This is a genomic window from Agromyces sp. Root1464, from assembly GCF_001427265.1.
GTDB lineage: Bacteria > Actinomycetota > Actinomycetes > Actinomycetales > Microbacteriaceae > Agromyces > Agromyces fucosus.
Window position 1 is genome coordinate 483,492 of the sequence record NZ_LMFU01000003.1, and the last position, 15,053, is coordinate 498,544.

The following is a 15,053-nucleotide window of genomic DNA, read 5'->3' on the forward strand; positions in this document are numbered from 1 at the left end:
GATGCACCTCCCGGGCGCGTGTTGGTCTCGGTAGGGTGGGCGCCATGACCGTGAAGATGGACAATGTCGGCATCGTCGTCGAGGATCTCGCCGCGGCGATCGCGTTCTTCCGCGAACTCGGACTCGAGCTCGAAGGGCAGACCGTCGTCGAGGGCGAGTGGGCCGGACAAGTCACCGGCCTAGGGCGCCAGCGTGTCGAGATCGCGATGATGCGCACCCCCGACGGCCACAGCCGGATCGAACTCTCGCGCTTCATCGAGCCCGCCGTCGTCTCCGATCATCGGAACGCGCCGGTCAACGCGCTCGGCTACTTGCGCGTCATGTTCGCCGTCGACGATCTCGATGCGACCCTCGACCGCCTGCGCGAGCACGGCGTGGAACTCGTCAGCACCGAAGTCGTGCGATATGAGGACGTGTACCGGCTTTGCTACGTGCGCGGGCCCGAGGGCATCCTCATCGGCCTTGCCGAGGAGCTCGGTTGAGTCGACGAGGGCGACGGCGCCGCGTCACGGGATGTCGAGGCTGATCGGCTCGCCCTCGCTCGGGCCGCCGCACTGCTCGCTTCCGCCCACGCGCCGCCACTCGATGGGGGCCTCGCGCTCGGCGAGCACCTCGCCGGTCGCCGTGACGGCACGCACGGTGAGCGAGTCCGGCTGCTGCGCGGGGAACAAGATCCGCCAGGTGTCCTCGTCGACGCGCTCGGTGGAGAACAGCAACGCCACATCGGCCGGTGCGCTCGAGGGCGTTGCGGATGCTTCGGGCAGCGCAGTCATCACGTGCAGCGGTTCATCGCTCGCCGGCAGAAGCGGAGCCGCCGAAGCGCAGACGCCGTCGGTACACAGCTCGACCGCGGCCACCTCACCCGCATTCCCGTCGAGCTCGACGTTGACCGCATCGATCCACCCGATGGTGGTGCATGCCCACGAGCAGCCTGACACCGTCGAGCTCATGGCCACCGCAGCGGCGACGCCGAGCAGGCGAAGTCTCCTCATGCCGGCCAACAGTACCGCGGGAGGGTTCACTACACGTTGAAGCGGAACTCCACCACGTCGCCGTCCTGCATGACGTAGTCCTTGCCCTCCATGCGGGCCTTGCCCTTCGCACGGGCTTCGGCGACCGAGCCGGTCTCGACGAGGTCGGCGAAGGAGATGACCTCGGCCTTGATGAAGCCGCGCTCGAAGTCGGTGTGGATCACGCCGGCGGCCTGGGGTGCCTTGTCGCCCTTGTGGATCGTCCACGCGCGCGACTCCTTGGGGCCGGCCGTGAGGTAGGTCTGCAGCCCGAGCGTGTCGAAGCCGATGCGGGCGAGCTGGTCGAGTCCCGACTCCTCCTGGCCGGTCGAGGCCAGCAGTTCCGCGGCATCCGCGGGGTCGAGGTCGATGAGTTCGGATTCGATCTTCGCGTCGAGGAACACGGCCTCGGCCGGCGCGACGAGCGCAGCGAGCTCGGCCTTCTTCGCATCGTCGGTCAGCACGGACTCGTCGACGTTGAAGACGTAGATGAAGGGCTTCGCGGTCAGCAGGCCGAGCTCCTTCACGGGAGCGAGGTCGACGGATGCCGCGGAGAGCGGCGTGCCCCGTTGCAGCACGTCGAGAGCGGCCTTCGCGGCCTCGAGCACCGACGGGTCGAGCTTCTTGCCCTTGATCTCCTTCTCGAAGCGCGGGATGGCGCGTTCGAGGGTCTCGAGGTCGGCGAGGATCAGCTCGGTGTTGATCGTCTCCATGTCGGCCTTGGGGTCGACGGCGCCCTCGACGTGCACGACGTCGGAGTCCTCGAAGCCGCGCACGACCTGCGCGATCGCGTCGGCCTCGCGGATGTTGGCGAGGAACTTGTTGCCGAGGCCCTCGCCTTCGGACGCGCCACGCACGATGCCGGCGATGTCGACGAACGACACGGCTGCGGGGAGGATGCGCTCGGAGCCGAAGATGCCGGCGAGCGTCTCGAGCCGCGGATCGGGCAGGTTCACCACGCCCACGTTGGGCTCGATCGTCGCGAACGGGTAGTTCGCCGCGAGCACCTGGTTCTTGGTGAGGGCGTTGAAGAGGGTGGACTTGCCGACATTGGGCAGACCGACGATACCGATAGTGAGAGCCACGGGGGTCTATCGTACCGGCAGGTCGGTCGAGGCATCCGCTCGCTTCGCCCGCCCGACTCTGAGCGTCAGGTACACGCCGAGCAGCACGAGCGCGCCGCCCGCCATCGCGATCGGCTCGAGCGACTGCCCGAACGCCAGGGCGATCAGCACCGTGAACACCGGCAGCAGGTTCAGGAAGATGCCGGCGCGGGCTGGGCCGACCGCGCCAGAGCCGAGGTTCCAGAGCGCGTAGCCGAGCATCGACGGGAAGATCACGATGTAGGCGAGGCCCGCGATTCCGCCGGCCGTGGTCGGCAGGGTGACGCCGATGACGGCGACGAAGGGCAGCATGGTCGCCACCGCCAGTACGGCCTGCACGGCGGTGGCCGTGATCGGCGGCGTGCGGATCCGGCGGGCGACGATCGAGTACGCGGTCCAGGCGATGACGGATGCCACGACGAGCAGGTCCCCGATGCGGAACCCCTGCTCGAGCACGGCCAGCACGTCGCCGCCCGTGAGCACGAGCGTGACCCCCGCGAACGCGACGACGAGGCCGACGATCTGCAGGCCGTGCAACCGCTGATGCAGGAAGATCGCCGCGGCGAGCGCGATCGTCGCCGGGTTGATCGCCGAGATGACGGCGGCGTTCACCGCCCCGGTGAGACCCAGCGCGCTGTAGAGGAACAACGTGTAGCCCGTGAGTCCGAGCGCGGACTGCAGCAAGTGCAGCGGCCACTCGCGCGTTGCCGCGCGCCAGTCGGGTCGCTCGATCGCCCAGGCGAGCACGAGCAGCGGGATCGCGGCGAACACCCAGCGCCAGAAGGTGAGCGAGATCGGCGTGATCTCGGTGGTGACCATCTCGCCGAAGACGTAGTTGCCCGCCCAGAAGAGGTTGGCGAGCGCGAGTGCCAGGTACGCCCGTCCGCGATGCATCAGGTCAGGATACGGGCACGCCCCGTTCAGTCGACGAGCGAAGTGCGGAAGCAGCGGGTCACGTAGGGCACGACGAGTTCCTCGGCACCCGCGAGGTCGGGGTGGGTCGCGAGGAGGGCCTCGAGCGCGCCGATGGTCGCCCGCTGCTCTTCGGGCGTCGAGGAGATGAAGTAGCTGCGCGACCGCACGAGGTCGAGGAACGCCTCACGGGACATCCGTGCACCCCACTCCACCGTGTGCTCGACGATCTCGCCGAACGGGGGCCCGACGTTCACGTAGCTCTCGAACGTGGCGCTCGCGTCGTGCCGTTCGTGCATGATCTCCCCTGCCTGCCGGAGCCAGTCGACGCGGGTGTCGCGGCTGTTCCAGACGAGCCCGAGGATGCCATGCGACCGGAGCACCCGCGCGATCTCGGGGATCGCGCGATCGGGCTGGAACCAGTGCCACGCCTGGCCGGCGACCACGGCGTCGACGGCGTCGTCTTCGATCGGGATGTCCTCGGCCGTGCCGAGGATTCGCGGCACGCCGGGCACGGCGACCTCGAGCTCCTCGAGCATCTCCTCGACCGGGTCGACCGCGATGACCTCGCGATCGAGGGCGACGAGCGCCTCGGTGAGCTTGCCGGTGCCCGCGCCGAGGTCGAGCACGCGGGTCGCGTCGCCGATGAGCCAGGCGATCGCCTCGGCCGGGTACCCGGGCCGGGCCTGATGGTAGACGGATGCCGCGGCGCCGAACGAGCGCGCACTGACCTGCGTCGCGGGGTCGGAGGGATCGGCGACCAGGCCGTGCTCGAGCGGCTCCGCCGCCTCGGGTCGTTCGTTCATCGCCATCCTCTTCCTCACGTGGCACGTTCTCCCCCGCCGCACGAACGGGCGCCGGCCACCGCCATTCCACGCCCAGCCCGGGGCATCCGTCAACCTCGGCGTTCGCGGCGCGGGCGACGGGCGGTGTCGGCGCGGCATGCGACGATGCCTGTGTGCCAGTGGACTTCACCGCGATCGACTTCGAAACCGCCAACTCCTCTGGCGCCTCCGCCTGTTCGGTGGGCCTCGTGAAGGTGAGAGACGGCCAGGTCGTCGAGCGCGAGCACCGGTACATCCGTCCGCCGTTCCCGCACAACGAGTTCTCGGAGTGGAACGTGCGCATCCACGGCATCACTCCCGACATGGTGGCGAACGCCGACGACTGGCGGGTGCATCTGCCCCGCCTCCGCGAGTTCGCCGGCGACGACATGCTCGTCGCGCACAACGCGGGCTTCGACATGGGCGTCATCGCCAAGACCTCGACGGCGCTCGGTCTCGACGTGCCCGATTTCCGCTACCTCTGCAGCCTGCAGGTGGCCCGTCGCACCTACCACCTCGACTCGTACCGGTTGCCCGTCGCGGCGATGGCCGCGGGCTTCGAGGGCTTCTCGCACCACGACGCGCTCGCCGACGCCGAGGCGTGCGCCGCGATTGTCGTGCACGCCGCGGCGCGCCACGAGGTCGACGACCTCGACCGGCTCGCGCACATCACTCGCGTGAAGATCGGTGCGATCGGGCCCGTCGCCACACGCGACGACCGTGCAGCGCACGGCCCGATGGCCCTGCAGTAACGGCCCGCCGGGCTCCCAACCGGCCGATGTCTGCGGCCACTGCGACACTGTGGGCATGGAGATTCTGCTGCTCGTGATCGGCCTCGTGGTGGGCATCGCGCTGGGTGCGCTCGCGACCTGGTTCCTCGCTTCCAAGCGCGCTGCCGAGGCCCCGTCCGACGCGAACCCGGTCGAAGATCCCGCGCTGGTCGAGGCGCGGCATCAGGCGGCGATCGCGGCGCTGCAGGCTGACAACTCCGCCGAGCAGGCGCGAATCCGCTCCGAGGAGCAGCAGGTGCAGGCCCGACTCCGCGCCGAGATCGCGGCGGCCCAGGCGACGACCGTGGGCCTGCGCGAGCAGATCGAGTCGGCGCGCACTCAGTACCGTGAGATCGTCGAGCGCCAGCGGTCCGAGCAGCAGCAGCGCGAGGCTCGCGAGGCCGCCGACAGCAAGGTGCTGACGGCGCTCGCGCCCGTCAAGCAGACCATCACCGAGATGCAGGCCAAGGTCACCGAGCTCGAGGCGCAGCGCCACCAGCAGCACGGTGAGCTGAGCCAGCAGCTCAAGATCGCGGCCGAGAACGAAGAGCGCCTGCGCTCCACCGCCGAGACGCTCGCTTCCGCCCTCCGCTCCAACAGCACGCGTGGCGTCTGGGGCGAGACGCAGCTGAAGAGCGTCGTCGAGGCGGCGGGTCTCCTCGAACGCGTCGACTTCGACACCCAGCACTCGATCACGACGGACTCCGGGGCGGGTCGCCCCGACATGGTGATCCACCTGCCGGGAGGCAAGAACATCGCCGTCGATGCCAAGGTTCCCTTCAACGCCTACCTCGAAGCGAGCCAGATCCCCCTCACGGCCACAGGCGCCGAGGCCGCACGCCGCGAGTCGCTCATGAAGCAGCACGTCAAGGCGGTTCGCGACCACATCACGGCCCTCGGTGGCAAGACCTATTGGGCGGGCCTCGGCGCCTCACCCGAGATGGTCATCGCCTTCATCCCCAGCGAGTCGCTCGTCTCGAGCGCTCTCGAGACCGACCCCGCCCTGCTCGACTACGCCTTCTCGAAGCGCGTCGCGCTCGCCTCGCCCGTCACGCTGTGGTCGGTGCTGAAGACCGTGGCCTTCAGTTGGCAGCAAGACGTGCTCACCAAGGAGGCCAAGACGCTCTTCGACCTCAGCCGTGAGCTCTATACCCGGCTGTCCGTGACCGCCGGCCAGATCGAGAAGCTCGGCCGCACGATCGAGCGCACCGTCAAGGACTACAACTCCTTCGTCGGCTCGCTCGAAACCCGAGTCATGCCCACCGCACGAAAGCTCAAGGCGCTCGACGAGACCAAGGTGCTCGCACAGCTCGAAGGCATCGACGAGAGCCCCCGCGAGCTCACCGCCTACGAGTTCACCTCGACCCTCGCGTCCGAGCCCGCCGAACTCACGACGCTCGAACCCGCGACCGCACCCGAAGCGACGGCAGGCGATACCGAACTGGAGATCGGAGCCGACGACCTCAGCTTCGTCGCGGACATCGACCCCGAGATCCGCTCGATCTGAGTCGCTGGCCTGGCTCCCGAACCGCTCAGGCGGTGAGCACGCTGATGACGTTGCCGGCGGGGTCGGTGAACCAGGCGATGTCGGGTCCCTGACCCGTCTCCGAGCCGCGGGCGATCCCGCGCTCGTCGGTGCCGAAATCATCAGGGGCGGTGTAGATCTTCGTCACCACGCCGGCTGCGTTCAGTTCGTCGACCGCGCGATCGATGTCGTCGACCACGAGGTTCAGGACCGTGAAGCTGGCCGGTTCGTGATTCGGCTTCGGGTAGATGAAGACGCCCTGTCCCGACGGCAATGTGACGCGCAGGGCTCCGGCGCCGGGTTCGTCTGCCACCGGCAACCCGAGTCTCGTGCCGTAGAACTCTCGAGCCGCGTCGACGTCGTCGACACTGAACCCCGGAAACGCATCTCGAATCGTGACCATCGTGGATCCCTCTCACCGGTGTGCGCCACTCGTGCGCGGGCGCACCTCGTCGCCCAGACTTGCACGAGGAAGTGCCGACGTCGACCCCTTCGAAACACGAGCGGCGTTCGCGATCATCCAGCCACGCTCAGTGCATCTCGACTCGACTTTCTTTAGATGGTTGTACGAAGATCGAATATCCAATACGCTGCCGACAACTGCAGCCACGCTGCCACAACGAACCGATGGAGTGACGTTGATCATGCGACGAGCGACCCTGCCGCCACGGCCGATCCCTACTTCCAAGCGGCGGGCGAGACGACTCCTCGCGATCGTCGCGGCGGTCGGCACGATCGCCGTCGGCATCGCACCGGCGAGTCTCGCGGCAGCGGCCACAAGCGATGACCTCGACATCCGCTTCGGCGGATCGCTCGTGGGCACGACGGCCTACACCACGACCGAGGGCGAATCGATGCGCGGCGTCGTCCGCCGCACCGCCGGCGGCGAAGAACAGTTGCCTGGCGGTGGGGTGCGCCTCGCCGGCGGGACGCAGGGCATCCGCTACGAGGCATCCGAGTTCGCGATCGGAGGGGCGACGCCGACGAGCGGATTCCTCGCCGAAGTCGAATTCACGCCCACCGGCGTCCAGACGGACCTGGCGACGATCTTCTCAGCGGCGGGCAACCTCTTCGCTCGCGTGCAGGGCGGCAAGCTGGTCTACGGATTCGAGTCGCACGACGGTACGAGCTGGTCATCGCATCGCACGGACGCACCCCTGCCTGCGGCCGGCGTGGCGCACCAGTTGTCGATCCAGTACCTGCAGGGCGACGGCGCGCAGATGCACGTCTGGCTCGACGGCGAGGAGCTCACGACCGTCACCGCCGATGCCCCGGTCGGCGTGAGCGCCTCGGCGGTGAACGCGTTCGGGTTCGGTCACGAAGTGCACCTCTCGGGGGCGTCTCGGGGCCTGAAGGGCGACCTGTCCAGGGTGCGCGTCGTCGGAGATGTCACGGCATACGACCCCGAGCTCTTCGAGTTCCAGCCCGCGCAGATCACGACGAGCCTGCTCGACGTGCAGTTCAACGGCACGACGGCCGCCTCCGCATACACTCCCGCGGCGGGCGAACGGCTCGATGGAGCCCTCGCCCTTCGCGGCACCGCGAGCATCGCAGACAGCCGACTGAACCTCGGCGGCGGCAACCAGGCCGCGGACTTCACGGCGACCGAGAACCTGTTCACCGGGACATCCCTCGACCGCGCCTTCGTGATCGAGACGGAGTTCACCGCCTCGGGCACGCAGGTCGACCTCGGCACGATCGCCGCCGTCGGCGGCAACTTCACCGCCCGGTACCGTTCGGATGGCCTCCAGTACGGGTTCAGTGCCCTGATCAACGGCACCTGGCACGACTACCTGAGCAAGGTGGCCCTGCCGGCCGGCGGCCAGCCTCACGTGCTCTCGCTCGCCTACGTGCCCAGTGCCTCCGAGACGAAGGTCGTGGCGTGGCTCGACGGGAAGGAACTGCCCGAAGTGGTCGGTGCTGCGCCCGCCACGCGCAACCAGGCGACGACCACGACGCTCGCGCTCGGCAATGAGGTGCCGGCGATCGGCAACCGCGGATTCAAGGGCAGCATCGACCGAGCGCGGTTCGCACTCCTCGACGGCGCCTTCGACGGCTCGGCGTTCCGCTACCAGGAGCTCGACGTGCCGATGCCGTGCGAGCCGCTCGGAGACCTCTCTCCGGCCAACTACATCCAGGTGACGTCGGCCGACTGCCCCGCGAACCTGCTCGCGAAGGCGGCGCTCGTGCGCCCCACCGAGCAGCAGCTCGCGTGGCAGGAGCTCGGGCTCACCGCGTTCATCCACTTCGGCATCAACACGTTCTACAACCAGGAATGGGGCCACGGCACCGAAGACCTCTCGCGCTTCCAGCCCACCGGGGAGATCGATGTCGATGCCTGGGTGAAGTCGCTGCGGGACAGCGGCCACCGCATGGCGATCCTGACGCTCAAGCACCACGACGGTTTCCTGCTCTACCCCTCGCGCTACACCGACTACGACGTGGGGACGACGCCCTGGAAGAACGGGGACGGCGACATCGTGCGAGAGTTCACGGACGCCGCGCGCAAGTACGGCATGAAGGTGGGCCTCTACATGTCACCGGCCGACTCGCACGAAGAGCAGTTCGGTGTGTTCGGCAACGGCAGCGCGAAGACCCCGCGCACGATCCCGACCCTCGTCGAGGGCGATGACCGCGCTGGCAGCGAGCTGCAGACGTTCGAGTACTCGGCCACCGACTACGGCGCCTACTTCCTCAACACGCTCTACGAGATCCTCACCGAGTACGGCCAGGTCGACGAGGTCTGGTTCGACGGGTCGAACGGCAACACCGGCAAGCAGGAGTTCTACGACTACCCGGCGTTCTACGACCTCATCTCGAAGCTCCAGCCGGGGGCCGTGGTCGCCGTCGGCGGCCGGGACGTGCGCTGGGTCGGCAACGAGTCCGGCGTGGCCAGGCAGGACGAATGGGGCCCCGTCCCGATCAGCGACGCCGGTGACGGCGGCAAGATCGGTGCCGTCGACGGCGGAACGTTCGAACAGGTCGGCTCGGCGGCTGCCCTTCAGGCCGCCGCCGCGAGTGGGGCGAACGCCCTGCACTGGTGGCCCACGGAGGCCGACATGAAGTTGACGCAGGGCTGGTTCGCGCATCCGACCGACACCCCCAAGTCGCCGTCGACGCTGCTCGGCCACTACCTCGGCACCACCGGCCGCAACTCCGTGATGCTGCTGAACACCCCGCCCACCACTGCCGGTTCGTTCGCTCCTGCCTCGGTCGCCGCACTCGACGGCTTCGCCGCCGAGCGACGGAAGGCGTTCTCGAAGGACCACGCGCTCGGTGTCCCGGTCGCGGTCGGTGCCGGCGAGGCATCCGCTGCGCTGACCGACGGCGACACGCGCTCGTCGTGGCTGAGCCCGACGGCCGACGCCGGCGACGTGACGATCGACCTCGGCTCGCCGAAGTCCGTGCGGCGCATCGCGCTCGGCGAAGGCGTGCTCGAGCACGGCCAGGTCGTCGAGGCCTTCTCGATCGACGCCGAGGTCGACGGGGCCTGGGTCGAGGTGGCGAAGGCCGGCACGATCGGCGTCAGCCGCATCGTCACCCTGCCGAACGCCGTGACGGCCCAGAAGTTCCGGGTCTCGATCGACAAGGCTCGTGCGCCGTACTCGCTCGCCACGCTGGCGCTCTACGATCAGCTGCCCAGTGACCCGGGCAAGCTCGACGAGGTGCACCTCGACTGCTCGGCGGCGACCGCTGGCGACGGCAGCGCAGAGCACCCCTTCTCGTCGCTCGAGCAGTTCCGCACCGCTGAGCTCGCCGCCGGCGCGAACGTGCACCTGGCGTCGGGCACGAGCTGCGCCGACTCGACGACGCCGTTCTGGGGCTACGGAACGACGGATGCGCCGATCACCGTCTCGCTCTCGGGCGGCGAGGTCGCACCGACCTTCGGCGACCGCACCGCCGAAGACGTGTTCGGCGGGCTGACAGCCCAGGGCTGGGTCATCGACCTGCCCGAGCCGGTCGCCCTCGACGTGACGGCGACCGCCGGAACGCGGTGCATCGCGGGCAAGGCGATGGTCACGGTTCGCGCCGTCAACGACGAGCAGGTGCCGGTATCGATCGATCTCGCGTCGGAATACGGCACCAAGTCCTTCGCCACGGTCGAACCCGGCAAGAACGCGGTGCACGTGTTCACGACGCGCGCCGTCTCGGTGCCGGCCGGCACCGTCGAGGTCCAGGTGCAGGCGATGAAGGACGGCGCGCCGGTCACGGCGACCGTGGGCGCCGCCTACGACGCCGCGAGCTGCCAGGAGTGATCTGGTCGGGGCCTGCTACGCGGCAGGCCCCGACTCGAACCCGGCGGCCGCGCCGGCACCGGTCACCGGCTCGGCATCGACCATGTCGTCGAGCGGATGTGCCAGCTCGTCTGTGCCGAGGCGTGCGATCGCCAGCGTGCCGATCGCGAGCAGCGGTGACACGACACCCGCGATGAGGAAGGCCGGCGCGATGCCGATCCACTCCCCCACGGGCCCGGCGACCGCCATCGAGATCGGCATGAGGGCGAGCGACACGAAGAAGTCGAGGCTCGACACCCGGCCGAGCATGGCGGGAGGCACCCGGCGTTGCAGCAACGTGCCCCAAACGACGCTGGCACCCGAGAAGAGCAACCCGCAGATGAAGAGCGCGACGACCATCACCCAGAGCCAGGAGGTATAGCCGATGATCGCGAGCGGGAGGCATCCGAAACCCCAGGCCAGGATCATGAGCGTCAGGTAGCGCCGCGGCAGTCGCATGGAGGCGACGGCGAGCGACCCGATCGCCCCGCCCACGCCGAAGGCGGCGAGCGCCAGGGCGAAGGCGCCGGCGCCGCCGCCCGTCTGGTCTTTCACGGCGAACGGCAGCAGCACCTCGATCGGGCCCATGATGACGAAGACCAGCAGGATCGAGAAGACGAGCGTCGCCAGCAGCCACTTCGTGCGCAGCAGGTACGAGAACCCGTCGCGCAGGTCGATGAAGGTCTGCCGAACCGGATGCACCGGCGGCCCGTCGAGCACGCGACGCACGGGTGTCGTGCGCATCACGCCCAGCACCGCCGCCGCGACGACCTGCAGCCCCGCGACCACCGCGAACGCGAGCCAGGGGCCCTGCACGGCGATGAGGGCGCTCGCGACCGCCGGGCCGGCGGCGTTCATCACGGAGGGACGCAGCACCCCCTCGATGCCGTTGGCCGCGAGCAGCTGCCCCTCGGGCAGGATCGCGGGCAGCCACGCCGAGTACGCCGGGTAGAAGAACCCGTCGGCGAGCCCGAGCACGAACGAGAGCACGGCGAGATGCCACACCTCGATCAGCCCGGTGGCGGCGAGCACGGCGGCGACCGAGAACGCGACACCCCGCACGACCTCGACCGTGAGCAGGATGCGCCGCTGCGGGATGCGGTCGGCCGCGACCCCGCCGAACAGCACCGCGAGTACGAGCCCGAGACTCGATCCGACGGCGACGAACGAGAGGTCGACGGGCGTACCGCCGAGTTCTACGACCTGCCAGACGGCCGACACGATCCAGGCCCCGGCGCTCAGGAGCGACGCAGCGAGTGCCGCCGTGAGCAGGCGGTACTGGCCCGATCCGAATGGGCGGAGGGCGCGCGGGAGTCGAGCGGCGGCGGTCACTCGTCCATCATGGCAACGCCCGCCGACACGGTCACCCGCGCACGAGCGTCAGAGCACGTCGTCGACGAGCCACTTGTCGACGAGGTGGTCGGCCACGATGCGGCGGATCGTGCCCGACTTGCCGCGGAGCACGATCGACTCGGTGCGCACGACAGGGCCCTTGCGACGCACGCCGTCGAGCAGCTCGCCGTCGGTCACGCCCGTTGCGACGAAGAAGGTGTTGTCGCCGCGCACGAGGTCGTCGAGTTCGTAGACCCGGTCGCAGTCGAGTCCTGCGGCCTCGCCGCGCGCGCGCTCGGCGTCGTCCTTCGGTGCGAGCACGCCCTGCATGAACCCGCCCAGCGCCTTGATCGCGCACGCGGTCGTGATGCCCTCGGGGCTGCCGCCGATGCCGACGCACATGTCGATGCGCGACTCGTAGCGGGCCGCGTTGATGCCGCCGGCGACGTCGCCGTCGCTCATCAGGCGAGTGCCGGCGCCCGCCTCGCGGATGTCGGCGATGAGCTGCTCGTGGCGTTCGCGGTTCAGCACGGCGACGCGGAGCTCGCTCACGTCCTTGCCCTTCGCTGCGGCGAGCGCCCGCAGGTTCTCGCCGATCGGCCTACGGATGTCGACGACGCCGATGCCCGAGGCATCCGTGACGATCTTGTCCATGTAGAAGACCGTCGAGGCGTCGAGCATCGTGCCGCGGTCGGACACCGCGATGACCGAGAGGGCGTTGTGGCGACCGGCTGCCGTGAGCGAGGTGCCGTCGATCGGGTCGACCGCGATGTCGCAGGCGGGGCCGCGGCCCGTGCCGACCCGCTCGCCGTTGAAGAGCATGGGCGCTTCGTCCTTCTCGCCCTCGCCGATGACGACGACGCCCTCGAAGTCGACCGTGCCGAGGAACGCGCGCATCGCGTCGACCGCGGCGCCGTCGGCGCCGAGCTTGTCGCCCTTGCCGATCCACGGATACGAGCGGATCGCCGCAGCCTCCGTGGCACGCACGAGCTCGATCGCGATGTTTCGGTCGGGGTGCAAGAACAGGCTTGCCGTATCGGTGCTCACCATCGAGGGTCCTCCCGGACGCTAGGGCGGCCGGCCAGTCGTGGCGGCCTTGGAACGATGGTTCCAGCCTATGCAGCACGCCCGCCGATCTCGCCGGTTTTCAGGTCGAGGGCGATGAAAGAATGTGCATTCTTAAGCCGGCGTTCACGCCAGCAGCACCTCGCCGGTCGCAGCCCCGACGCCGGGCCCCGCGTGCCAGGTGTTCACGCGGGCGCCGTCGCCCGGCACCGTTCGCACGCCTGGCAGCACCGTGTCCCCGGGTGCACACTCGGTCACGGCACTCAGGAACACCCAGGCGGGGGCGCCGCAGAGATCGCCGAGCGACCACACGCGGTCGAGGTCGAGACCGTCGGCGATCACCCGCTCCCGCTCGCTCGTCGACTGCGGTGCCGGTCGGGCCCACATCGACCCGCCGAGCGCCCGCACCGCCGCCGCGGTCAGCACGCCCTCCGGGGCTCCGCCGATGCCCGACACGAGGTCGAGTCCCGCGCGGCCACCCGCGGCACGGAGGCTCCGCTCGACGTCGCCGTGCACGAAGAGCTCGACGGATGCCCCTGCCGCCCGCGCCTCGGCGACGAACCCCTCGTTCCTCGGCCGCTCCTGCACGGCGACCCGCACCTCGGCCGGAGCAGCGCCGCGCGCCGCGGCGATGCGTGCGACGAGCTCGCCGACGGAAGCGCCGGCCGGGGCATCCGGAAGCCACGTGACGTGCTTCTCGAGGTAGTGGGCCGCGCCGAGCGCCGCGAGTGTGCCGCGCGGCGCGACCGCGATCACGGCCATGGCGCCCGGTGCGCCCGCCGCAGCGAGTCGGGTGCCGTCGACCGGGTCGACGGCGAGATCGATGGCGGGCCCGCCGCCGCGGCCGAACCGCTCGCCGACGTACAGCATCGGCGCCTCGTCCTTCTCGCCTTCGCCGACCACGACGACCCCGTCGACGTCGAGCTCGCCGAGCGCCGCCCGCAGCGCCTGCACGGCGAGCGCGTCGACGGCGTGGCCGTCGCCCGAGCCGACGAGCGGCGTTGCGGCGAGCGCGGCGAGGGCCGTGGCACGACGGAAGCCGTCGACGAGGCCGAGGTCGGCGAGGCGGAGCTGGTCGGTCTGGTCGGTCGGCACGCGTCCATCCTGCCGTGCTGCGGGCGCCGCGGCATCCGACACCTGAGCACCCCTCGGCTAGTCGATAGACTCGACTCCACACCCCACCGTCGTCCGAAGGAGCACCATGCCCATCGCCACCCCCGAGCAGTACGCCGAGATGCTGGACACCGCGAAGGCCAAGGGCTTCGCGTTCCCGGCCTTCAACGTCTCCTCCTCGCAGACGCTCAACGCGGTGCTGCAGGGCCTGACCGAGGCTGGCTCCGACGGCATCATCCAGGTCACCACCGGCGGCGCCGACTACTTCGCCGGCCACACGGTCAAGGCCCGCGCCACCGGCGCGCTCGCGTTCGCGCGCTTCGCCCACGAGGTCGCGAAGAACTACCCGATCACGGTCGCGCTGCACACCGACCACTGCCCGAAGCCGGCCCTCGCCGACTTCGTGTTCCCGCTCATCGAGGCCTCCGAGGCCGAGGTCAAGGCCGGCCGCAACCCGATCTTCCAGTCCCACATGTGGGACGGCTCGGCCGTGCCGCTCACCGAGAACCTCGAGATCGCGAAGGAAATCCTCCCCCGCATGAAGGCGATCAACGCGATCCTCGAGGTCGAGATCGGCGTCGTCGGCGGCGAAGAGGACGGTGTGCAGCACGAGGGCTCGAACGACGCGCTCTACACGACGCTCGACGACGCGATCGCGACCGTCGAGGCGCTCGGCTTCGGTGAGCAGGGCCGCTACATGGCCGCCCTCACGTTCGGCAACGTGCACGGCGTCTACGCGCCCGGCAACGTGAAGCTGCGCCCCGCGCTCCTGAAGGAGATCCAGGACGGCCTGCAGGCCAAGTACGGCACGGCCCCGAAGCCCCTCGACCTCGTCTTCCACGGCGGCTCTGGCTCGACCGACGCTGAGATCGCCGAGGCCGTCGCGAACGGCGTCGTGAAGATGAACATCGACACCGACACCCAGTACGCGTACACGCGGGCCGTCGCCGACTACATGCTGAAGAACTACGACGGCGTGCTGAAGGTCGACGGTTCGGTCGGCAACAAGAAGCAGTACGACCCGCGCGCGTGGGGCAAGGTCGCGGAGACCGCCATGGCGGTGCGCGTCGGCGAGTCGACGCGTCAGCTCGGTTCCGCCGCGCAGTCGATCAGCGCGTAGGGCAC

The 15,053-nt window shown here is 69.7% G+C and carries 13 protein-coding genes; 5 read left to right on the forward strand and 8 right to left on the reverse strand.

Annotated features, from left to right (window positions below):
* The first annotated feature begins 44 nt into the window (after nucleotides 1-44).
* Nucleotides 45-482 carry a VOC family protein gene (locus tag ASD23_RS17815; protein WP_056015014.1) on the forward strand — a complete coding sequence of 146 codons (438 nt, stop codon included), beginning with the start codon at nucleotides 45-47 and terminating at the stop codon, nucleotides 480-482.
* Between the two features lie 24 nt (nucleotides 483-506).
* On the opposite strand, the gene ASD23_RS17820 is transcribed toward ASD23_RS17815, so the two are convergent.
* The 4 genes from ASD23_RS17820 to ASD23_RS17835 are packed head-to-tail and all read right to left on the reverse strand — an operon-like array spanning nucleotide 507 to nucleotide 3,831.
* A complete protein-coding gene (locus ASD23_RS17820) occupies nucleotides 507-992 on the reverse strand; it encodes a hypothetical protein (RefSeq protein WP_147305681.1) in 486 nt (161 codons plus the stop codon).
* Nucleotides 993-1,021: 29 nt separating this feature from the next.
* Nucleotides 1,022-2,095 carry a redox-regulated ATPase YchF gene (gene ychF, locus ASD23_RS17825; protein ID WP_056014617.1) on the reverse strand — a complete coding sequence of 358 codons (1,074 nt, stop codon included), beginning with the start codon at nucleotides 2,093-2,095 and terminating at the stop codon, nucleotides 1,022-1,024.
* A gap of 6 nt (nucleotides 2,096-2,101) precedes the next feature.
* Entirely contained in the window at nucleotides 2,102-3,007 is a 906-nt protein-coding gene (locus ASD23_RS17830) for a DMT family transporter (protein ID WP_056014620.1), read from the reverse strand.
* Nucleotides 3,008-3,033: 26 nt separating this feature from the next.
* Nucleotides 3,034-3,831, reverse strand: a complete 798-nt coding sequence (locus ASD23_RS17835; RefSeq protein WP_082571673.1) for a class I SAM-dependent methyltransferase — start codon at nucleotides 3,829-3,831, stop codon at nucleotides 3,034-3,036.
* 152 nt (nucleotides 3,832-3,983) lie between these two features.
* Between ASD23_RS17835 and ASD23_RS17840 the strand changes: the two genes are divergently transcribed.
* Both ASD23_RS17840 and rmuC read left to right on the forward strand, forming a co-directional pair.
* Nucleotides 3,984-4,601, forward strand: a complete 618-nt coding sequence (locus ASD23_RS17840; RefSeq protein ID WP_056014623.1) for a 3'-5' exonuclease — start codon at nucleotides 3,984-3,986, stop codon at nucleotides 4,599-4,601.
* 55 nt (nucleotides 4,602-4,656) lie between these two features.
* Nucleotides 4,657-6,126, forward strand: coding sequence for a DNA recombination protein RmuC (gene rmuC / locus ASD23_RS17845; protein ID WP_056014626.1), 1,470 nt, complete (start codon nucleotides 4,657-4,659; stop codon nucleotides 6,124-6,126).
* 25 nt (nucleotides 6,127-6,151) lie between these two features.
* Here rmuC and ASD23_RS17850 read toward each other — a convergent pair whose 3' ends face one another.
* Nucleotides 6,152-6,547 (reverse strand): VOC family protein, encoded by a 396-nt coding sequence (locus tag ASD23_RS17850; RefSeq protein WP_056014629.1) that lies wholly within the window; start codon nucleotides 6,545-6,547, stop codon nucleotides 6,152-6,154.
* A gap of 241 nt (nucleotides 6,548-6,788) precedes the next feature.
* On the opposite strand from ASD23_RS17850, the gene ASD23_RS17855 reads away from it, so the two are divergent.
* Nucleotides 6,789-10,400 carry an alpha-L-fucosidase gene (locus ASD23_RS17855; protein ID WP_157377156.1) on the forward strand — a complete coding sequence of 1,204 codons (3,612 nt, stop codon included), beginning with the start codon at nucleotides 6,789-6,791 and terminating at the stop codon, nucleotides 10,398-10,400.
* Between the two features lie 15 nt (nucleotides 10,401-10,415).
* On the opposite strand, the gene ASD23_RS17860 is transcribed toward ASD23_RS17855, so the two are convergent.
* From ASD23_RS17860 to ASD23_RS17870, 3 genes are all read right to left on the reverse strand, one after another.
* Complete coding sequence (locus ASD23_RS17860) at nucleotides 10,416-11,750, reverse strand: MFS transporter (protein ID WP_056014632.1); 1,335 nt, start codon at nucleotides 11,748-11,750, stop codon at nucleotides 10,416-10,418.
* A 48-nt stretch (nucleotides 11,751-11,798) separates the two neighbouring features.
* Nucleotides 11,799-12,800: a class II fructose-bisphosphatase gene (glpX, locus tag ASD23_RS17865; RefSeq protein ID WP_056014634.1), complete on the reverse strand. Its 1,002-nt coding sequence runs from the start codon at nucleotides 12,798-12,800 to the stop codon at nucleotides 11,799-11,801.
* A 141-nt stretch (nucleotides 12,801-12,941) separates the two neighbouring features.
* Nucleotides 12,942-13,910 carry a fructose-bisphosphatase class II gene (locus tag ASD23_RS17870; protein ID WP_056014637.1) on the reverse strand — a complete coding sequence of 323 codons (969 nt, stop codon included), beginning with the start codon at nucleotides 13,908-13,910 and terminating at the stop codon, nucleotides 12,942-12,944.
* 106 nt (nucleotides 13,911-14,016) lie between these two features.
* Here ASD23_RS17870 and fbaA point away from each other — a divergent pair, with 106 nt between their 5' ends.
* Complete coding sequence (fbaA, locus tag ASD23_RS17875) at nucleotides 14,017-15,048, forward strand: class II fructose-bisphosphate aldolase (protein WP_056014640.1); 1,032 nt, start codon at nucleotides 14,017-14,019, stop codon at nucleotides 15,046-15,048.
* Nucleotides 15,049-15,053 lie beyond the last annotated feature (5 nt).

Coding starts and splice junctions, on each gene's coding strand:
- ASD23_RS17815 (WP_056015014.1), top strand. CDS start 45: ATGACCGTGAAGATGGACAATGTCGGCATCGTCGTCGAGGATCTCGCC.
- ASD23_RS17830 (WP_056014620.1), bottom strand. CDS start 3,007: ATGCATCGCGGACGGGCGTACCTGGCACTCGCGCTCGCCAACCTCTTC.
- ASD23_RS17835 (WP_082571673.1), bottom strand. CDS start 3,831: ATGAACGAACGACCCGAGGCGGCGGAGCCGCTCGAGCACGGCCTGGTC.
- glpX (WP_056014634.1), bottom strand. CDS start 12,800: ATGGTGAGCACCGATACGGCAAGCCTGTTCTTGCACCCCGACCGAAAC.
- rmuC (WP_056014626.1), top strand. CDS start 4,657: ATGGAGATTCTGCTGCTCGTGATCGGCCTCGTGGTGGGCATCGCGCTG.
- ASD23_RS17820 (WP_147305681.1), bottom strand. CDS start 992: ATGAGGAGACTTCGCCTGCTCGGCGTCGCCGCTGCGGTGGCCATGAGC.
- fbaA (WP_056014640.1), top strand. CDS start 14,017: ATGCCCATCGCCACCCCCGAGCAGTACGCCGAGATGCTGGACACCGCG.
- ASD23_RS17850 (WP_056014629.1), bottom strand. CDS start 6,547: ATGGTCACGATTCGAGATGCGTTTCCGGGGTTCAGTGTCGACGACGTC.
- ASD23_RS17855 (WP_157377156.1), top strand. CDS start 6,789: ATGCGACGAGCGACCCTGCCGCCACGGCCGATCCCTACTTCCAAGCGG.